This is a genomic window from Amphritea atlantica (assembly GCF_018860855.1).
Lineage (GTDB): Bacteria > Pseudomonadota > Gammaproteobacteria > Pseudomonadales > Balneatricaceae > Amphritea > Amphritea atlantica_A.
On the sequence record NZ_JAHKQE010000041.1, the window covers coordinates 184,989 to 203,731 of the forward strand.

The 18,743-nt window shown below is 45.9% G+C and carries 16 protein-coding genes; 12 read left to right on the forward strand and 4 right to left on the reverse strand.

The window, feature by feature from the left end:
- Positions 1–11 precede the first annotated feature (11 nt).
- Positions 12–1,016: a DNA-directed RNA polymerase subunit alpha gene (locus tag KO512_RS17350; protein WP_126159356.1), complete on the forward strand. Its 1,005-nt coding sequence runs from the start codon at positions 12–14 to the stop codon at positions 1,014–1,016.
- A 40-nt stretch (positions 1,017–1,056) separates the two neighbouring features.
- Positions 1,057–1,449, forward strand: coding sequence for a 50S ribosomal protein L17 (rplQ, locus tag KO512_RS17355; RefSeq protein ID WP_126159357.1), 393 nt, complete (start codon positions 1,057–1,059; stop codon positions 1,447–1,449).
- Between the two features lie 169 nt (positions 1,450–1,618).
- On the opposite strand, the gene KO512_RS17360 is transcribed toward rplQ, so the two are convergent.
- A complete protein-coding gene (locus tag KO512_RS17360) occupies positions 1,619–2,518 on the reverse strand; it encodes a LysR family transcriptional regulator (protein ID WP_215953582.1) in 900 nt (299 codons plus the stop codon).
- Positions 2,519–2,613: 95 nt separating this feature from the next.
- Here KO512_RS17360 and KO512_RS17365 point away from each other — a divergent pair, with 95 nt between their 5' ends.
- Positions 2,614–3,642: a zinc-binding alcohol dehydrogenase family protein gene (locus tag KO512_RS17365; RefSeq protein WP_215953583.1), complete on the forward strand. Its 1,029-nt coding sequence runs from the start codon at positions 2,614–2,616 to the stop codon at positions 3,640–3,642.
- 63 nt (positions 3,643–3,705) lie between these two features.
- Positions 3,706–3,999, forward strand: coding sequence for a putative quinol monooxygenase (locus KO512_RS17370; RefSeq protein ID WP_215953584.1), 294 nt, complete (start codon positions 3,706–3,708; stop codon positions 3,997–3,999).
- A gap of 74 nt (positions 4,000–4,073) precedes the next feature.
- Here KO512_RS17370 and uvrA read toward each other — a convergent pair whose 3' ends face one another.
- Positions 4,074–6,914 (reverse strand): excinuclease ABC subunit UvrA, encoded by a 2,841-nt coding sequence (uvrA, locus tag KO512_RS17375; protein ID WP_215953585.1) that lies wholly within the window; start codon positions 6,912–6,914, stop codon positions 4,074–4,076.
- 181 nt (positions 6,915–7,095) lie between these two features.
- On the opposite strand from uvrA, the gene ssb reads away from it, so the two are divergent.
- From ssb to KO512_RS17415, 8 genes are all read left to right on the forward strand, one after another.
- Positions 7,096–7,668, forward strand: a complete 573-nt coding sequence (ssb, locus tag KO512_RS17380; protein ID WP_215953586.1) for a single-stranded DNA-binding protein — start codon at positions 7,096–7,098, stop codon at positions 7,666–7,668.
- A gap of 167 nt (positions 7,669–7,835) precedes the next feature.
- A complete protein-coding gene (locus KO512_RS17385) occupies positions 7,836–9,050 on the forward strand; it encodes a tyrosine-type recombinase/integrase (RefSeq protein WP_215953587.1) in 1,215 nt (404 codons plus the stop codon).
- Positions 9,028–10,572 carry a site-specific integrase gene (locus tag KO512_RS17390; RefSeq protein ID WP_215953588.1) on the forward strand — a complete coding sequence of 515 codons (1,545 nt, stop codon included), beginning with the start codon at positions 9,028–9,030 and terminating at the stop codon, positions 10,570–10,572. The genes KO512_RS17385 and KO512_RS17390 overlap by 23 nt, the downstream gene beginning before the upstream one ends.
- The gene (locus KO512_RS17395) at positions 10,565–12,724 is read left to right on the forward strand and encodes a hypothetical protein (RefSeq protein WP_215953589.1); all 2,160 of its coding nucleotides are present in this window, start codon (positions 10,565–10,567) and stop codon (positions 12,722–12,724) included. The genes KO512_RS17390 and KO512_RS17395 overlap by 8 nt, the downstream gene beginning before the upstream one ends.
- 2 nt (positions 12,725–12,726) lie before the next feature.
- Positions 12,727–13,137 carry a hypothetical protein gene (locus KO512_RS17400; protein WP_215953590.1) on the forward strand — a complete coding sequence of 137 codons (411 nt, stop codon included), beginning with the start codon at positions 12,727–12,729 and terminating at the stop codon, positions 13,135–13,137.
- Positions 13,138–13,151: 14 nt separating this feature from the next.
- Positions 13,152–13,625 (forward strand): VPA1267 family protein, encoded by a 474-nt coding sequence (locus tag KO512_RS17405; RefSeq protein WP_215953591.1) that lies wholly within the window; start codon positions 13,152–13,154, stop codon positions 13,623–13,625.
- The gene (locus KO512_RS17410) at positions 13,607–15,781 is read left to right on the forward strand and encodes an AAA family ATPase (RefSeq protein WP_215953592.1); all 2,175 of its coding nucleotides are present in this window, start codon (positions 13,607–13,609) and stop codon (positions 15,779–15,781) included. Before KO512_RS17405 ends, KO512_RS17410 begins: the two co-directional genes overlap by 19 nt.
- 361 nt (positions 15,782–16,142) lie before the next feature.
- Positions 16,143–17,099 carry a hypothetical protein gene (locus tag KO512_RS17415; RefSeq protein ID WP_215953593.1) on the forward strand — a complete coding sequence of 319 codons (957 nt, stop codon included), beginning with the start codon at positions 16,143–16,145 and terminating at the stop codon, positions 17,097–17,099.
- A gap of 221 nt (positions 17,100–17,320) precedes the next feature.
- On the opposite strand, the gene KO512_RS17420 is transcribed toward KO512_RS17415, so the two are convergent.
- Together KO512_RS17420 and KO512_RS20560 are read right to left on the reverse strand one after the other, a co-directional pair.
- Positions 17,321–18,091: a competence protein CoiA gene (locus KO512_RS17420; RefSeq protein WP_215953594.1), complete on the reverse strand. Its 771-nt coding sequence runs from the start codon at positions 18,089–18,091 to the stop codon at positions 17,321–17,323.
- 445 nt (positions 18,092–18,536) lie between these two features.
- Positions 18,537–18,737 carry an NIF family HAD-type phosphatase gene (locus KO512_RS20560; protein WP_354667751.1) on the reverse strand — a complete coding sequence of 67 codons (201 nt, stop codon included), beginning with the start codon at positions 18,735–18,737 and terminating at the stop codon, positions 18,537–18,539.
- Positions 18,738–18,743 lie beyond the last annotated feature (6 nt).

Below are 18,743 nucleotides of genomic sequence, written 5' to 3' on the forward strand. Positions count from 1 at the left end.
TTGGTGGAACTATGCAGCGTTCAGTAAACGAGTTTCTAAGTCCCCGTCACATTGACGTTCAGGAAATTAGTGCGACTCGTGCAAAAGTTACTTTGGAACCACTGGAGCGCGGTTTTGGCCATACGCTGGGTAATGCGCTACGCCGTATCCTTCTCTCTTCAATGCCTGGCTGTGCCATCACTGAAGCTGAGATCGAGGGTGTGCTGCATGAGTACAGCACCATCGAGGGTGTGCAGGAGGACGTAATTGAAATCCTGCTCAACCTTAAAGGTGTTGCAGTCGCGCTGCACAATGGTGACGAAGCAACCCTGACTCTGTCTAAGAGCGAAGCGGGTCCTGTTACAGCAGCTGATATTCAGTTGAATCAGGATGTCGAAATCGCCAATCCAGAGCATGTCATCGCTCATTTGAGCGAAGGTGCAAGCCTTAACATGCAACTGAAGATCGTTCGTGGTCGTGGCTATGTGCCAGCTGACCTGCGCGTATCGGATGAAGACGAGTCTCGGACCATCGGCCGCCTGCTTCTTGATGCTACCTACAGCCCGGTTCGTCTGGTGTCGTATGTAGTGGAAAGTGCGCGGGTTGAACAGCGTACTGACTTAGATAAGTTGGTCATTGACATTGAATCCAATGGTACTATCGATCCAGAAGAGTGCATCCGTCGTGCTGCAACTATTCTGCAGCAGCAATTGGCTGTATTTGTAGATCTGGAAGGTGGTAAGGATCAGGTTAACGATGAACCGGAAGAACCAGAAATCGATCCGATTCTGCTTCGTCCGGTTGATGATCTGGAGCTGACTGTACGTTCCGCCAACTGTCTGAAGGCAGAGCAGATCTACTATATCGGTGATCTGATTCAGCGTACCGAAGTAGAACTGCTTAAGACTCCGAACTTGGGTAAGAAATCGCTGACCGAGATCAAGGACGTTTTGGCGTCTAAAGGTCTGTCGCTGGGTATGCGCCTTGAAAATTGGCCACCTGCGAGCATCAGAAACGACGATAAAGTCGCTTCCTGATCTGCGGTTTTAAACCTAACAGTTTGGCAAGGATAAAAAGATGCGTCATCGTAAATCAGGTCGTCACTTTAATCGTACAAGTGCGCACCGTAAAGCAATGTTCAAAAACATGGCTGTGAGCCTGTTTGAACATGAGCTCATCAAGACCACGCTGCCTAAAGCTAAAGAGCTGCGTCGTGTTGCTGAGCCACTGATCACACTGGCAAAAGTAGACTCGGTTGCTAACCGTCGTCTAGCCTTTGCTCGTACCCGCAGTAAAGAAGCTGTTGGTAAACTGTTTAACGAACTTGGCCCTCGCTACGAAGGTCGTCCAGGTGGTTACATTCGTATTTTGAAATGTGGCTTCCGTACGGGTGACAACGCGCCGATGGCTTACGTTGAACTAGTTGACCGTCCAGCTGATGCTGTAGCGGTAGAAGATTCTGAAGATTAATCCCTTCGACTCTTAATAAAACCCGGCTTATGCCGGGTTTTTTTTGTCTAAAAATTATCACAACGCACTGTCGTCGCTTGAAAGGCTTTATTTCCTGAAGGTGAGTCGGTAAGTGTTTAATATTTTGATATAAGCGTTTTTTCTTGAGGCGCTTGATAAGCTTTTAGGGCTAATTCAGTGTTAGTTCTTCGCTAACTTTCTCTCTTAAGAAGTCGCGTAATAGTAGCACCGCTGGTGTTACCTGTTTTCGATTGGGGCAAACGAGCCAAAGGCCGACCGGTTTGGATTGATATCCAGGCAGTAACCTAATTAACTTGCCGCTTTTTAATTCACGTTTCACATCCAGCTCTGACTTGAAGGCGATGCCCCTGCCGGCGCATGCCCAGCGACGAACGATCTCTGCATCATCACATTTACGATCACCGGTGACCGGAATTCGGTGGTGTTCACCATCTCGGTACAGATCCCAAGTATTGAATGCCCGATTGCCGAGACGGAATATCAAACAGTTGTGTTGTTTCAGGTCTTCAGGTTGCTCTGGCTTACCCTCCTTGGCGATGTATTCAGAGGAGGCGATGATAACTCTGTTGATGGTCGCTATCTGAAAGGCGATCATGGAGGAGTCTTCCGGCTCGCCATAGCGTAGTGCCACATCCACGCGGTCCAGATAGAAATCCGATAGGCTGTCACCGATATTAAGTTTGATTGATAACTCGGGATGTTTAAGCATCACTTTATCGATCCAAGGTACCACTAAGTTGCGGCCTAAATCCGATGGCATCGATAACCGCAATTCACCTGATATTTTGCCTTTAATGGCATGCAAAGAGGCTTTACCTTCCTCAAGAGCGGCTAATGCCTGGCGACAAAACATCAAAAAATGTTCGCCCTCGGGTGTCAGCCGTAATTGTCGGGTCGATCGAATAAATAGCTGGGTATCGAGCTGTTTCTCCAATCGTTTCAGTGCGGCACTGGCGGTGGCTGGGGTTAATCCCAGTTGCTCGGCAGAGGCGGTAATACTGTTGCAGTCAGCAATGCGGGCGAATAGTTCTAAGTCGGCTGTATTCATTGTCAAAAATAATTTGAAACTGATTGAGTGATTATCATGTTTTTAGTTTAGGCATATCGGTTCACAATGTCTCCATCAATTTACGGAGGTCGAAAATGAAAGCGATAGGTTATTTAAAGTCACAAACAATTACTGAACAAGATTCACTGGTTGATATCGAGTTGCCGACGCCCGTTGCGGCGGGGCAGGATCTGCTAATTAAGGTTAACGCGATCTCTGTTAACCCTGTGGATACTAAAGTTCGCCAGCGGGCGCAGCCTGAGAACGGTGAATACAAAGTGCTTGGCTGGGATGCGGTGGGTGAAGTTGTGGCGGTGGGTGAGCGGGTTCAATCCTTCCAACCTGGAGATCGTGTCTGGTATGCAGGAGATCTGACTCGCCAAGGAACGAATGCTGAATTCCACTTGGTCGATGAGCGTATAGTGGGTCATGCACCTAAGTCGTTATCTGATGCCGAAGCGGCGGCGATGCCTTTGACGACCATCACTGCGTGGGAGTTACTGTTTGATCGCCTTGGGCTACAGCAGAAAACCGCGGATGGCGCAGTCTCAAAACCAGAGCAGGTCATGATTATTGGCGCGGCTGGCGGTGTGGGTTCGATTATTGTGCAGTTGGCTGCTAAATTAACCGATGCCGTCGTGATCGGCACCGCCTCTCGCCCAGAGAGCCAGCAGTGGGTTAAAGAGCGTGGCGCTGATTTTGTGATTGATCACCGCAAGCCTTTGAATGAAGAGCTTAAGCGTATCGGTCTTGATTCGGTATCCCATGTGGTCAGCCTGAATGCTACGGACCAGCACTTCGATGCCATCGTTGAGAGCATCGCTCCTCAAGGTAAGCTGGCGCTGATTGATGATCCAGAAACACCGCTGGACATTATGAAGCTGAAGATGAAGTCGGTGTCACTGCACTGGGAGTTTATGTATACCCGTTCAATGTTTAACACCGATGATATGGCGAAGCAGGGTGATCTGCTGAATGCGGTGGCTGAGTTGATAGATGCGGGTGAGATCAAAACTACCCAAGGAACTCATTTTGGCGTTATCAATGCAGCTAATTTAAAGCGGGCACACGCCGCCGTTGAAAGTGGTAGCACCATCGGTAAGGTTGTACTCGAAGGTTTTTAAACTCATTGGGGGCGATATCGGCCTCAATACGCTTAATCATATTACTGAAGCTAAGGATTAACGATGACCACTGAACTGATAATTGTTGCCCGAATTGAGGCGAAACCGGATCACATTGATTTAGTAAAAACTGAATTAATCCGTTTAATTGAACCTACTCGTGAAGAGAACGGTTGCTTGCAGTACGATCTGCATCAGGATAATAACAACCCAGCTGTGTTTCTTTTCTATGAGCGCTGGGAATCCCGAGATCTTTGGCTGGCGCATATGGATAACGTTAATCTAAAACGTTATTCCGCGGCAGTTGAAGGGGCTGTAGAGAGTTTTATCCTCAATGAAATGGCGCCTCTCAGTTGAGCTAAGTAAATACGTTATAAAAAAGGCTGATGTGTTTGCATCAGCCTTTTTTGCGTTTAGATCAGGCTATTTGATTAGCTTTGGGCTTTATGGTTTTTGTCCAGCATCGGTTTGAGGAACTCTCCGGTGTAGGAGCCTTTCACCTCGGCGACTTCTTCTGGTGTTCCCGTGGCGATGATTAAACCACCACGGGTGCCGCCTTCAGGGCCAAGGTCGATGATCCAGTCGGCGGTTTTAATCACATCTAAGTTATGCTCGATCACCACAATGGTGTTGCCATGGTCGCGCAGTCGATAGAGCACGTTCAGCAGTTGCTGAATATCATAGAAGTGCAGTCCAGTGGTTGGCTCATCAAGAATATAGAGGGTTTTACCGGTATCCCGCTTACTCAGCTCTTTCGCCAGTTTGACCCGCTGTGCTTCACCGCCAGAGAGTGTGGTGGCTGCTTGCCCGAGGCGAATATAGGAAAGGCCCACATCGATCAGAGTTTGTAGCCGGCGGGAAAGAGCAGGGATAGCATCAAAGAATTCGCGACCATCTTCCACCGTCATATCCAATACTTCATGGATACTCTTACCCTTATATTTAACTTCTAAGGTTTCTCGGTTATAGCGTTTACCTTTACAGACATCACAGGGCACGTAGATATCCGGCAAGAAGTGCATCTCGACCTTGATCACGCCATCGCCCTGGCAGGCTTCACAGCGGCCACCTTTTACGTTAAAGCTGAATCGTCCGGGTTTATAACCCCGTGAACGGGCTTCCTGTGTACCGGCAAACAGTTCGCGGATCGGTGTGAAAATACCGGTATAGGTTGCTGGGTTTGAACGTGGCGTCCGGCCGATAGGGCTTTGATCGATATCGATCACCTTATCGAGCATATCCATCCCTTTAAGTTCTTTATAAGGGGCCGCATCCAGTGTCGTGGCGCCATTCAGCTCGGTGGCAGCAATAGGATAGAGGGTGCCGTTAATCAGCGTGGATTTACCCGAACCTGAAACACCGGTCACGCAAGTTAATAGCCCCAGTGGTATATCCAGATTAACGCTGTTGAGGTTGTTGCCGGTAGCGCCGTGCAGTTGCAACCAGCGGCCATCGGATTTGTGCCGCTCAGTCGGTGTCTCGATCCGACGACGACCGGAGAGATAATCGGCGGTCATTGATTCTTTGCAGGCCATCAACTCTGCCGGAGTACCTTGTGCAATGATTTCGCCACCGTGAACGCCAGCACCGGGACCTACATCGATCACATAATCCGCTAGGCGAATGGCATCTTCGTCATGCTCAACCACAATCACTGTATTGCCTAGATCGCGGAGGTGGATCAGGGTTTTCAATAGACGGTCGTTATCCCGCTGATGCAGTCCGATGGACGGCTCATCGAGAATGTACATCACCCCGACCAGACCGGCACCGATCTGGCTGGCCAGACGGATACGTTGTGCTTCACCGCCGGAGAGGGTTTCGGCACTACGCTCAAGGGATAGATAATCGAGGCCCACGTTGACCAAGAACTGCAGGCGTAGGCGAATCTCTTTCAGAATCTTATCGGCGATTTCGCCCTGCTTGCCGCTTAATTTAAGGCTGTCGAAATAGTCACAGCTATCGCCAATGGATAGGCGTACCAGTTCGGGCAGGGTTGTTTCATCGATATATACATGGCGCGCATCGCGACGCAGTCGACTACCGTCACAGACAGGACACTCTTGCATATTGATATACTTGGCAAGATCGTCACGCACCATGTCGGATTCGGTTTCCCGATAACGACGAGAAAGGTTGTTTAGTACCCCTTCAAAAGGGTGCGATTTGCTAATGATATCGCCACGGTCATTAAGATAACGGAAAGCGATATCCTCTTTGCCGCTACCTTCAAGAATCATCTGCTGCTGTTTGGCGGTCAGGTCCTTAAAGGGCGTGTCCATGTTAAAACCGTAATGATCGGCAACGGCTTTCAGTTGTTGAAAATAGTAGAGCGCGCGACGATCCCAGCCTCGAATCGCCCCTTCGGAGAGGGTTAGAGTGTCATCACCGACCACTTTTTTCGGATCAAAGAACTGCTTAACGCCCAAACCATCACAAGCAGGGCAGGCGCCATGGGGGTTGTTAAAGGAAAACATGCGCGGTTCGAGTTCTTGAATACTGTGGCCACACTTAGGGCAGGCAAAGCGGGCTGAGAACACCAGTTCTTCGCCATCGCCATCCATATAACTGATGGTGGCAATCCCATCGGTCATCGCCAATGCGGTTTCAAATGATTCCGCTAAGCGTACCTGTAGGTCATCGCGCACCTTAAAACGGTCAACCACCGCTTCGATATTGTGCTTTTTGTTCTTATCCAGCTCAGGAATACTGTCAATATCGCACACAATGCCATTGACGCGTACACGGACAAAACCCTGTGCTCGCAGCTCACTGATAGTATGTAAGTGCTCACCTTTGCGTCCTTGAACGACCGGCGCCAACAACATCAACTTGGTGCCTTCGGGTAGCTCCAGCACCTGATCAACCATCTGGCTGACGGTTTGGGCGGCTAACGGCAGGTTATGATCGGGACAGCGAGGTTCACCGGCACGGGCAAACAACAAGCGTAGATAGTCGTAGATCTCGGTGATGGTGCCGACTGTCGAACGGGGGTTATGGGAGGTAGATTTCTGCTCAATCGAAATAGCAGGCGAGAGCCCCTCGATATGATCGACATCGGGCTTTTCCATCATCGATAAAAATTGCCGCGCATAAGTAGACAGGGATTCAACGTAACGACGCTGACCTTCAGCGTAGAGCGTATCGAATGCCAGCGAGGATTTTCCTGACCCGGATAAACCGGTGATAACAACAAGTTTATCCCGTGGGATATCCAAATCGATATTTTTCAGGTTGTGTGTTCTGGCGCCGCGAACCACTATCTTGTCCATCGTTGTTTCCGTGTCCAATGCAAAAGCTCAAGTATAAAGAGTTATGCCTGCGCCGACACCTGATCTGACCACTTTTTATCGCTGCGGGCAGTAATAATTATGCTATGCTTCACTCAATGCAGTGGCTGCGAAATTTGTGCAGTAAGCGTGAGCAAACAGTTAAAGAATATTGGAGAGATCAATGGCACGTGGTGTTAACAAAGTCATCTTGATTGGTAACCTGGGCAACGAGCCTGAAACTAAATATTTACCCAGCGGCAATGCGGTGACCAACATCACGGTGGCGACTTCTGAATCTTGGAAGGATAAGCAAACAGGCCAGCAACAGGAACGCACCGAATGGCATCGGGTGGTGTTTTTCAACCGTCTGGCAGAGATTGCCGGTGAATACCTGCACAAAGGTTCTAAGGTCTATCTTGAAGGTTCGCTACGGACCCGTAAATGGCAAGATCAGCAGGGCCAAGACCGTTATACAACTGAGATTGTGGCGAGCGAAATGCAAATGCTCGATAGCCGTGGCGATGGCGGTAATAATGGTGGTTATCAGCAGCCTCAGGGTGGCTATCAGCAACCGCAACAGCAGGCGCCACAGCAGAATTATCAGCCACAACAGGCTCCACAACAGAATTATCAGAAACCGCCGCAGCCACAACAGCCGCAACAAAATTATCAAAAGCCAGCCCCACAAGCGGCCCCTCAAGCTCCTCAGCCAGCACCAGGGTTGGATGATTTTGACGACGATATCCCGTTTTAGCGAACTATATATGTAAGATGTAACGTTTTACATAAATTAATGATCTTAATGCCTCGCAATAGCGGGGTTTTTTTTGTTTTTGTGTCCTTGCAATGGTGTAACGTTTCAGGGCTGGCTTTCAGTTATGGTTATGGTAATATGTAAAATGTATCGTATTTGGGTGTCTTATGAATCGTAGGATTGAAGAACTAAAGCAGGAAAATGGTGTGCGGAGCGTGCTTCTGTTGGAAGATGGAATTCCGATGTACTATCCCACGCTTTATGTGTCTATGGAACTGCGGCACATATCAGCCTCTCGACAGCGAAACATCTTGTATAGCATTGAGGTGTTGTTTAACTGGTGTCAGTACGAGAGTCTCGACCTTGAGGCGCGATTCAAACGTGATGAGCATTTGAGTCAGGAGGAAGTGCTTCAGCTTTTGGATTTCTGTGCGTGGACTGTAGACACCCAGAAACGTCTAATGAGTGGCGTGAAACTGCTACCAAATGCCTACCAACAAGTATCGAGAGATATGGCCTCTCAGCGCATCCATGCAATTCGGGAGTATCTAAAGTTCTTGTACCTTCGCTTGGCTCAACGCAAGGACAAAGAAGATATAGCTAAGGCCGTTTCTAAAACAATCACATCCTACAAGCCTAAAATCAAGAAGCACACCAAGAATACGGTCATTGCGCTATCAGATGAACAGATTGATGTGATCACTCAGAAGTTGCTTCCAGGTCATCCTGAGAACCCTTGGAAGGATAAGTCCATTCAGCTCCGCAATTTGTTGATTTTCTCAATTCTGTATGAAACGGGGATGAGACGTGGCGAACTAGCTGGCCTTTACGTGAACGATATTCAAAACTCTGAAATATCCATATATCGCCGTCATAACAACCCACTTGAGACCAGAAAGCAGGCTCCGAATGTCAAAACAGGCGAGCGCACAATTCCCATATCCGAATCTCTGGCGCGACTTTTGGATGTCTATGTAATGGATCATCGTGGTTCGATCAAGACAGCAAAGAAACACCCATATTTATTCGTCAGTCATAGGAAGAATATGGGGAAACCCATGACACTTAACGCGATCACTGAGGTTTTTAAGGCGGCTAGATCTGCGTTTCCAGAGCTTAAAGGTGTTACTCCACACAAGCTACGACATCATATGAATTATCGTATTTCCAATATGATAGATGAGGTGTACAAAGATGCTACCCCATCTGAAAAAGCAGCTGCTGATCAAGATATTCGGCCCTATCTCATGGGCTGGTTACCCACTAGTCATATGCAAGAAATCTACAACAAACGCTACAACCAAGAGCAGGCTGGGAAAATGCTTGTTAAGCGTTCGAACAATATGAATAAGAGAAAAGATGATGCTGGCGAAGAAGCTTAAGGATAGTGAGCTGGATACACTTTTAAGCAGTAATTATAGAAGTGAGGCGGGTCAGATATTTGTCCCTGCTGATGAGCGATGGAGCCTAGACCCCATTAATGACAAACAGGTTTTGCTTAATGGTGCACTAGCGGTATTACCAGAAGAAGTTCATCGTTATTTTCGAGTCGCGCTGGCTCGTTACGCTGGCAGCCGCAAAGCCGATTCAGTTACCAATATATCTAGCTATCTAATTATGGTTGCTACTCGGCATGGTGCTGATTTCAATATTTTGGATGAACGTGACTTTCTCTCAGCAAAGGTGAAAGCGGGTAAAGAGCGTGAATATCAGCTTTCTACTATACGTGGGTTTCTGCGTTACTGGCACAAGTCAGGGCTCTATGGAGTTAGCGATGAGTTTATCGAGGCTATCGGGAAACTCTCCTTCCAAGGCAATGAAAAAGGTCAGGCTGTATTGAGTCACGACCCTCTCAAAGGGCCATACACACAGCTTGAAATGGAGGCTATTATTGATGGTCTTAACAATGCGTTCATGGAAGATAGGATATCTTTGCAAGATTGGGTGCTGGTCAAACTCTACACTGAACGTGGCCTTCGCCGCGCCCAGGTAACTCAGTTGGTGTTTGATGATTTCTCGAAAAAGGCAGAGGCTTTTTTCATTAATCAGCCACGCTCTAAGCAACGTGAGTTGGGTTTCAGAGAAGCCTTTAGTCTGTTTCAGATTTCTCAGGATCTATATAACGCGATACAGCTACTGAAGGCTGAGCGGATTCAAGACATTGATGCTCGAACGTTTGAGGGTTTTGCTAATTCCCTCAGTCTACTGCCGCTATTTCCCAACATTGAAGTCCTCATTGAGCATGGTGAACGTAAAGCAAAATTAAATGCTTCATGCTTTCAGCCTCGTGAGTATTTGAGTGCCTCGCTTACAAGAGCTAAGACTATTATTAATGCAACGTCTGAACGAACAGGCGAACCCATTCATATTACGTCCAAACGGTTTCGTTCAACCTTGGGAACTGACCTCAACCGTGAAGGGGCAGGTGTGGGTGTTATCGCAGCGGCATTAGATCACAACGATCACCAGAACGCGGGTGTATACGTTGAGTCTACAGGTGATAACGCAACCCGCCTGAACCAGAAAATCGGCAAGCTATTAGCTCCCTTGGCTCAAGCCTTTGCAGGCCTGATTGTACGTGGTGAATCTCAGGCTACAAGGGGCGCTGATCCTACGAGCCGTATACGCTCGATAGACGGTAGTGAGAATGTAGGTTCCTGTGGGAATTATGCATTCTGTAGCGCGAATGCCCCAGCCGCCTGCTACACATGTGTTAAGTTTCAGCCTTGGCTTGATGCTCCTCACGAAGACGTTTTGGTTGATCTGTATGAAGAGCGTGAGCGCACTCTAAGTATTACAGGCGATGAGACTATTGCGCGTATTCTTGACCGCTCAATCCTTGCAGTAGAGGACGTTATGCAACGATGTGAAACCATCAAATCAAAGGAGCGGGTAAATGACTAACGTAATTTCTTTTCGTCCGAGAGAGGGTTTAGAGGCTGGAAAGCAGGTTAAGGAGTTCATCGCTTGGACGAAGGGGCTTACAGGTTTTAATAAGCCTGATCTACCGCTTGATTGGGATGCGTGGAGCTGGAAGGTCTGGATGGGTGTTAGCTTGGATTTTGTGAAGCTTGGAGTGTCTTCGCGTAAGAAGTCATTTGATCCTTCGAAGGAGTTACTTGACCCTCAGATCATAGATTTCGCTAAGGCATATGTTTTACAGCAACAGTCGCTAAATATAACTAAAAATATCCAAGAGGTTGTTGCTGTTCGAGCAGTTGAAGCAGCGCTATTAGAACTTGAGCCCAAAGCCGATATCACGCGGGTAAATATGCATGTGTATGACCGTGCAAGTGAGTTAATCAAAGAAAACTTCAAAGGCGATAGTGCCTATCGAATCGGAGGGCAGCTTCAGAAACTGTCTGAGTTCATTGTGGAGAAGGGCTTATCTGAAAACAGTGATACGTGGGTGAATTTGATTAAGCGCCCCAATGATGCTCATGGTCATGTGAAGAACAAAAAAGATGCTGAGAAGAAAATGCCGACACAAGAGGCGTTGGACGCTTTAGCAGAAATCTGGTCTGCTCAGCCAACCGATCACCGTGATATTTTCGTAACCTCTAATTGCGCTTTACTTCTTAGCTCACCTGGTCGTGTGGGTGAGTTAAACCTTTTGGCAGCTGACTCTTTAACTTACAAGGATAACAGTGAAGGAGAGCCTGAATTATTTATCAACTGGTATGGTCAGAAAGGCTACGGGTTCACAGATAAGCCTGTGCCTGAGGTATGGAAAGAATTCACCCTAGAGTCCGTTCGTCGTCTTAAAGAAATATCAGAAGAACCGCGTAAATTAGCCAAGTGGCTTGAAGAAAATCCCGATAAATTCCCTATTCACGAGAATTGTCCGAAGGTTGATCAAGATGCTCCGTTGACTCCTAAACAAGTACTGGATGCTTTGTGTGTGGATGCACTAAATCAAGCCCCTAGAGTTAAGCTAAAAGCTTGGATTACGGCAACTCTAAAGGTATTAAATAAATCGCCAGAGTATCTGGAGAGCAAGGCAATTCTACAAGAGCAGTTTGATAGCATGTATAACGGAAGATGGTCAGAGGGTAAGGAGGATACTCATACGCTGACACTTCGTAAGCTTAATGTATATTTGCGTGAATATTGGCTTCCGCCATATTTTCCCTACACCGATGGAAGTAAAAAGATGAAGTATCAGTATGCCCTTAATTGCTATTTTGAAGGTCAATTCAATACTAGTGGCGGCGGATACCTCAAACCTTTTTCGCTACAAGCAATAGATAGCAATACACTTAACAGTTCGTTGAGTATTAAGAAAGATAGCGATAAACGATCTTATAACTTAAATATCTTTAGGCGATGGGGATACAAAGGTGAGGCTTACTCAATGACCACTCACCAGTTCCGACACTACCTGAATACCATTGCGGCTAAAGGGAAGATTGGTGAAGTTGAGATTGCACGTTGGTCTGGTCGCTTGGATATCAGCCAAAACAAGGTGTACAACCATATCAGCGACGAAGAGCGCGTAGAGAGTGCCAGAGGCTTGGGGCTGGGCAGTCAGTCTACAGGCCTCGCAACGCTTTCAAGTAAGCATCAGCCTATTCTTCTGAAAGATCTGGCTATTGCAGAGGATCGAGTCGCTCACTACACAGCATACGGTGTGTGTGTGCATGATTTTGCGGTTGAGCCCTGCACTAAGTTCCGCGACTGCCTGACCTGTAAAAAGCATAAGTGCATCAAGGGTGATGTCGAGAAGGAGCGCCGAATTCGTTTGTTTCGTGACGGATTAGAGCAGACGTTAAAGCAGGCTACACAGGGCGTAGAACAAGAATTTTATGGTGCAGACCGCTGGCTCACATATTCTATGGATCGACTAGAAAAAGTAAATTCCCTCATTGAGATTCTTGAAAATCCTGAGATCGAAGAGGGAGCTGTCATTGAATGTACAGATAATGGCTATTCTGCTCTGAAAAAAGGTCTTGCAGCTCAAGGAAAGTTGCCGACTTTAGATGCGCCTACTATTGGTTCAACAACACCAAAACCCCAGGCTGACTTGAGTAAGCTCACAGCGCTGCTAGGGAGGTAATCATGGCCAGACACCTGACTGATGATGATGTTCGCCGTATTGTTAATCTACTTAAAAGCTGGCGGTTTGAGCTTACTTGGGACTTATTGGTAAAAGCCTGTAGTAATTCACTAGGTATACAAACGACTCGTCAAGCGCTTAACCGAAAAGCCGAAATCAAAGAGGAGTTTGGTATTCGTAAGCGATCCCTTAAGACAGGGGTTGATGAAACGGCTAGGCCCAATAGCATCAATACAGCACATGATCGAATAAATCGGCTTTCTCTTCGGGTTAAAGAGTTAGAAAGTCAGAATGCACGCTATCGTGAGATGTTTAAACGCTGGCAGTACAATGCTGAGTCCAGAGGGATTGGAAAGGATATTTTAGATCGCCCATTGCCCAAGCCTAGCTTTGACAGCGAAAATAATATTTAGCGGTGAGATCTGTCATGAGTAAAGAAAAAGGACAGCAATACTTTGAAATGTTCACAGCGTGGCGCGACTCCATGACTGATGAAGCTTTCGCATCTATTGTTTATGCCTCAACAGGTAAATTAAACAAAGGACAGATCAAGAAACTATCAGGTGTATCCGCTGAAGCATTGAAGAATAATACTCAGGTTAAAACCGCACTAAATCAGTTAGAAGCAGATCTTCGCAAACGAGGTGTACTCCCCCGTCTTACTCCAACGGGGACAAAGTCAAAATCAAAAACGAAGTTATATGACCAGTCGGAGAGCAAGTCCCGTGAAGAGCGCATGCGAATAGGTTTTCTGGAGGCCTCAAATCACGACCTGAAAGTGAAAGTGGCTAAGTTGGAGGCTCAGGTAGAATCGCTTGAGAATCGCCTAGCAGCGAGTTCTGAGACTCTTGAGGCTATTGATGACTTACAGGTATTTAGATTATGTCCTGCCAAGAGCTAAGCAGTCATACAGAAAAGCTGAGAGTGACCAGCCATCTTCAGCGTCAGCAGGATACATTGATTAAAGGTGTCCCCATTGATGATGCCACTCAGTTGAAATCTGCCCGATATGTGGTTCAAATCTGGGTCGATTCTGACAATTTACCTGTTATTCCTGCACCAGGTCAGATTTGGACGGTAACAGGTGTATGTGAAGTAATACAGGTTGATGTCGGTGATTTTATCCGTGATATTCATCAATATAGCCACCCTGAATCACTCGATTTCGAACTGCCCAATGATGGCGAGGTTTTCATCCAATTCATTGCCAAAGATCCAGAGTTTAAGGGTATTGGGGAATCCAAAGCGCGGGAGTTGTGGCATCGATTTGGTATTAACATCCATGAAATGCTACAGGAGCAAGGTGCTAAGTATCTAAGCGACTTACGTGAGGTGCTATCCGATAAATCGATTAAAGCACTTTATGCAGGGTATAAGAAATATCAAAACCTGGAACATACAATCTGGATGGCAAAAGCGGGAGTGCCTGCCTCTATTCAACGCAGAGTGCTCAAGTATCACAAAGCTGGAACCCTTGAAGAGCTTAAGATCAACCCCTATGAGTTGGTGAACTTCGGTATGTCCGTACTAAAGGTTGATCAGCTTGTCAGAACAGCAGGATCTCCGTGGACTGAAAATTATTCAGATCAGCGCGTTATTGCTGCCGCCGTTCAGGGGTTAAGAGATTGTTTCAGTGACGGTAGTACCTACACAAACAGCAGTAAGCTAAATACTAAAATCTTCAACATACTTAAGAACGCTGAAACAACAAAACAGGCTGTAGACTACCTAAAAGCCAATCAGAATGTTGCGATTTATCATGAGTCTGAAGATCGATACCATCCCATGGCTACTGCAATTCAAGAGCTCGCTGTTGCTAAGCGGTTCAAACACCTGGCTTCGCATTCACGGCAGTGGAATAAACAAGACGAAATATCGCTTAATTCTGTCTTAGGGAAACTTTCCCTCTCACTCACCGACAGACAAATTGAGGCTGTTAGAAACCTGCTGGTTAATCAGATCGGTTGCCTGACTGGTGGTGCTGGAACGGGGAAAACATTTACCTGTAACACCTTCCTAAAGACCGCTGATTTGCTGGGTTACGAGGTTCACGCGGTAGCCCTATCAGGGCGTGCTGCAATGCGTTTGCATGAGTCGATTGGCTATCTCACGAAGACTATCGCACGATTCCTGAGGGATGCTCCAGTCGAGTGCTCTCAAGGCGGCAAAAGGCTGCTTTTGATTGATGAGGCATCGATGGTAGATTTACCCACGATGTTCAAAATTATTAACCATATAAGCCCAGAGGTTAAGATTGTATTTACGGGAGATCCTAATCAGTTACCTCCTATCGGTATCGGAAAAATTTTACATGATCTTGTTAAGTGCGATCAGGTTGTTAACACAACTCTAGATATAGTAAAACGCCAAGAAGGAAGTTCTGGTATCCCTGAATATACGGAATCTATCAAAAATGGTCTTGTACCTGATGAACTGAGTACAGGAAATATCTATTTCCACGAGATGGGTTCGGATCAGTTTGAAAATACAGTAATTGAATTGTTCGGTGAATCACCAGAGAGTACTCGCGTGATCGCCTCTACGCGAAAGACAACGCGATCAATAAACGAAAGCATTCAGCGCTCATTCAATGCTGAGTCACCTAAGATGGAATTCTTACTCGGCACTGAGAATTACTTTCTTAACTTAAGGCTAGGTGACCAGGTTTTGTTTACTCAAAATAATTATCAGGCTGGCGTGCAGAACGGCACACTTGGAAAGTTGATAGATGTTACTCAAACCCAGAATCATCTGGGTTTAGTGAGAACTGATACAGGTGATTTGGTTGAGGTTACAGAAGGATTACTTGATGCAATAGAACTGGGTTATGCAATTACATTGCATAAAGCTCAAGGGTCTCAATTTCCTCGTATAATTGTTGTCCTCGAAGATAACCGAATAACAGATCGAAGCTGGCTCTATACTGCCATTACACGTGCGGAGTTAGAGGTTCACATTATTGGAAGTGCAGCAACACTTAAGAAGGTCACGATAGCGCCAGCAAAGGCTTTCAAAAGAAAGACTCTACTGACCGAGCTAATTGAATTTTCTGCGTAATTATCTGTGGTCTCACCCGTTGCTAAATTTAACGAGTGTGTGCAATGAGCCACTGAATTCACAGCCAATATGTCGAATCTCACTTAGCTTGAAATAGAAAAGCCCTAAAGCATCAACTATTTCATTCTATGTGAGAACGAGGGAGAGGATCTAAATCTCATTTAGCATGAGATATATGGTAGGCATTCTCATATAGGATGAAATGACCTCGAAGGTCAGCTTTCGACACAAAGCGGACATCTATGTCGTTAATAGGTTCGTTGACATTCATTACTGAATTGATGTTCCATCAAGGGCTCTAGGGTGAAAAACGCTGGCCTACTTTCTAAAGGACTATCTTTAAATAGAAAAGGAAAACACCATGCTTGATATCATCATCGCTTTGCAGAAGGTGCTGGATCAAAGTGCAAAGAGGAGCATCTCTGATTGGTTGTCCCCCCTTCCGAAAGGTGCTGCATGGCACCTCATTTCAGACTATGTTTTCGATGACCATAACCGTCACGATACTGCATCATTCGTTTTGTTACTTAATCATGACAAGTTAGAAACAATTTGTAACTATATTGATAATCAAGCGCCCGCTGACATCAAGAAAAGCCGATCTGCGTCTGAAGGTATGATTCGATACTTGCAGTCACCTGTCGTTTTTAGCTTTACTTTCGTCCTTGATGATGGAGACAAGTTTCTATCTACCTATGCGCCATTCTCTGCAATGATCGATGGTCTTGAAGACATCACGGAGATAGTAGAATTATTGGATAAAAACTCAGTGGCCGAAAATACATATTTTTTACAAGTCAAAAAGCGACTAAGTAGTTTTATTAGCGAACTGAAGCGAAAGGGTAATGCCAAGCTGGCTCGGCAGGTATTCCTAGTAGCTGCTTATGCAGCTGTTGTTCTGGACTACCTTGATATGGTTACAGAGCCATCTATTGCCAGTTGGGTCTCTGATCGAGATGCAATTCTTAAACGTCATGACGGGATCGTTTGGGATGTCGCTTCGATTATGTTCTACTTGTTGAAAAGCAATCGCATGCCCTCTGATAGATACATAGTCAACATAATAGACAAGCCAAAGCTTATACATATCGTTCCCGAAGAAAGTGGTCCAAACTACCTAGACCCTCTTATTCGGATGCCTGATTACTTGGCAGCAGCTGCTTCAGGTATAAATTTACATAACCTAGAATTCTCTCATCCGAAGTTAGAGACAATTGGTTCCGCCTGCTTCTTCGGAGCTCCGAATAGCGTATTCTGTACTCTATCTTGGACAGGTCAGGGCTTTTTTGTACGTCGCTTGATTAAAAAGAAGTTATAAATTAACTGTAATTTCCTTGGGCTGTTATCAGTCGTATCTAAGAATCTAGGGGTCCGCTTCTGACTGTAGCTGACCCAAACGCTTGATCTGGCACGACTCAGTAGTGATTAGGTCGCTTACCGACCCAAAGCGGACGTCACCTAACTTCTGCTTTGTACCTAATACGGACATCAGATAACCTCTTCTTTGTGCCAAAAAAAAGACGTATTAGTTAGGCCTTTTTACCACCACGTTCTGAGCTTATCGTTGTAAACCCTACAATTTGGAACATGAACTGTGCCGCCAGTCCATGCTTGTTTATAGGATGGTTTAAAGTCAGTGGCCAAGTTTAAGTATGTGCCTATAGATGGTGTCTTATAACGTCTAGATGATTTGTAGTAACCGCCTGCTGACTGTTCTTCACCACATTCATTGTACCAACTCGATGACTCTACATAATTTTGATATTCAGAGAAATGAACAGGTGCAATAGTTAAGTCTGCAACCCAATAGTACACACGACCATAATATGCAGCGTGACACCATTTTTCCCATGCCTTGGGACTGTACCTTTCTTCGCCTAGTTTTTTATTGAATAGAGCCAACCACAAAACATTAATTCCTAATTTTTCATATGCTGACGTGCGTGCGCTTATTTCATTTACACTTAAGTTGCTTCTCTGTATTTCAATAGCAACTTTTACATTGTTTATTAAGCAATATACATCGGCTATGACCGTACCAAAATCAGCTTCAACTTCTAAATTTGTAACGTGACTGTACTTTGATAGTGAATTGTAAATGGATTCTTTACACTTGCGGTGAGCATCTGACTCACCTTTTCCTCTATTACAATGATACGGGGGTTTGTGCGCGAAATGATGTACTTGAATCCTTCCTTTTTTTAGAACAAGCTCGTGCTTACATCCAGGGCAATTGAATGGCCCTTGCTCTTTTTCGCTATTACTTGCGAATACTTTGAGATTATCTTGAACTCTTACTCCACAGAGCATGACCGTTCTCCCGCTTAGATGCCTATCTCTAAACAACAATTCATTATTCAGCCCATACAAGCTTGCAAGCATTGCTACCCTGTAAGGTGAATTTATATCTAGGGATGGGTAAATGATGTATCGCAGGAGCCGTAAGTATCAGGAATATTTGACTAAATATGCAAAGGCTGCCAGAGAGGGAAAAAGGATCAATGGTATTCATCCTGAATATCCGTCTGAGTTACCAGCGCTACGCAGGTTAATCAAAATTACAGACTACGATACGGGTACTCCAGTTACCCACCGAATTGAACTATATCGCAGTAACTGTGTTGATTGCTATAGCGCTTGGGTTCATTGCATCACGCTGTTTTCAGATCTGAAAGCGGTTGTTTACAACTTCGCACAGAGTAAGCCCGTCACCTTCTGGGCGGCAGGCAAGGCTACGATGATTATTCGGAACAAATTAATTGATGAAAATTCGATCAATGAGTCTGTACAGCTCACAATCCTTCGGGTCTCCTGTAAAACTTGGAATAGCAATAACATGACTAGGAAAATCGACTCGATTGGGTTGATGGTCGATAAGCCAGATGTCGTTAATACCTTCTTCTAAAAACTCTGATAGGGTTCCAAGAGATTTTCTATAACCTGTTTGTAGTGGCATAGTGAA

What these genes read in the sequence shown, in the direction of transcription:
- KO512_RS17350 (WP_126159356.1), top strand. Translation starts at nt 12, where the DNA reads ATGCAGCGTTCAGTAAACGAGTTTCTAAGTCCCCGTCACATTGACGTT.
- rplQ (WP_126159357.1), top strand. Translation starts at nt 1,057, where the DNA reads ATGCGTCATCGTAAATCAGGTCGTCACTTTAATCGTACAAGTGCGCAC.
- KO512_RS17360 (WP_215953582.1), bottom strand. Translation starts at nt 2,518, where the DNA reads ATGAATACAGCCGACTTAGAACTATTCGCCCGCATTGCTGACTGCAAC.
- KO512_RS17365 (WP_215953583.1), top strand. Translation starts at nt 2,614, where the DNA reads ATGAAAGCGATAGGTTATTTAAAGTCACAAACAATTACTGAACAAGAT.
- KO512_RS17370 (WP_215953584.1), top strand. Translation starts at nt 3,706, where the DNA reads ATGACCACTGAACTGATAATTGTTGCCCGAATTGAGGCGAAACCGGAT.
- uvrA (WP_215953585.1), bottom strand. Translation starts at nt 6,914, where the DNA reads ATGGACAAGATAGTGGTTCGCGGCGCCAGAACACACAACCTGAAAAAT.
- ssb (WP_215953586.1), top strand. Translation starts at nt 7,096, where the DNA reads ATGGCACGTGGTGTTAACAAAGTCATCTTGATTGGTAACCTGGGCAAC.
- KO512_RS17385 (WP_215953587.1), top strand. Translation starts at nt 7,836, where the DNA reads ATGAATCGTAGGATTGAAGAACTAAAGCAGGAAAATGGTGTGCGGAGC.
- KO512_RS17390 (WP_215953588.1), top strand. Translation starts at nt 9,028, where the DNA reads ATGATGCTGGCGAAGAAGCTTAAGGATAGTGAGCTGGATACACTTTTA.
- KO512_RS17395 (WP_215953589.1), top strand. Translation starts at nt 10,565, where the DNA reads ATGACTAACGTAATTTCTTTTCGTCCGAGAGAGGGTTTAGAGGCTGGA.
- KO512_RS17400 (WP_215953590.1), top strand. Translation starts at nt 12,727, where the DNA reads ATGGCCAGACACCTGACTGATGATGATGTTCGCCGTATTGTTAATCTA.
- KO512_RS17405 (WP_215953591.1), top strand. Translation starts at nt 13,152, where the DNA reads ATGAGTAAAGAAAAAGGACAGCAATACTTTGAAATGTTCACAGCGTGG.
- KO512_RS17410 (WP_215953592.1), top strand. Translation starts at nt 13,607, where the DNA reads ATGTCCTGCCAAGAGCTAAGCAGTCATACAGAAAAGCTGAGAGTGACC.
- KO512_RS17415 (WP_215953593.1), top strand. Translation starts at nt 16,143, where the DNA reads ATGCTTGATATCATCATCGCTTTGCAGAAGGTGCTGGATCAAAGTGCA.
- KO512_RS17420 (WP_215953594.1), bottom strand. Translation starts at nt 18,091, where the DNA reads ATGCTCTGTGGAGTAAGAGTTCAAGATAATCTCAAAGTATTCGCAAGT.
- KO512_RS20560 (WP_354667751.1), bottom strand. Translation starts at nt 18,737, where the DNA reads ATGCCACTACAAACAGGTTATAGAAAATCTCTTGGAACCCTATCAGAG.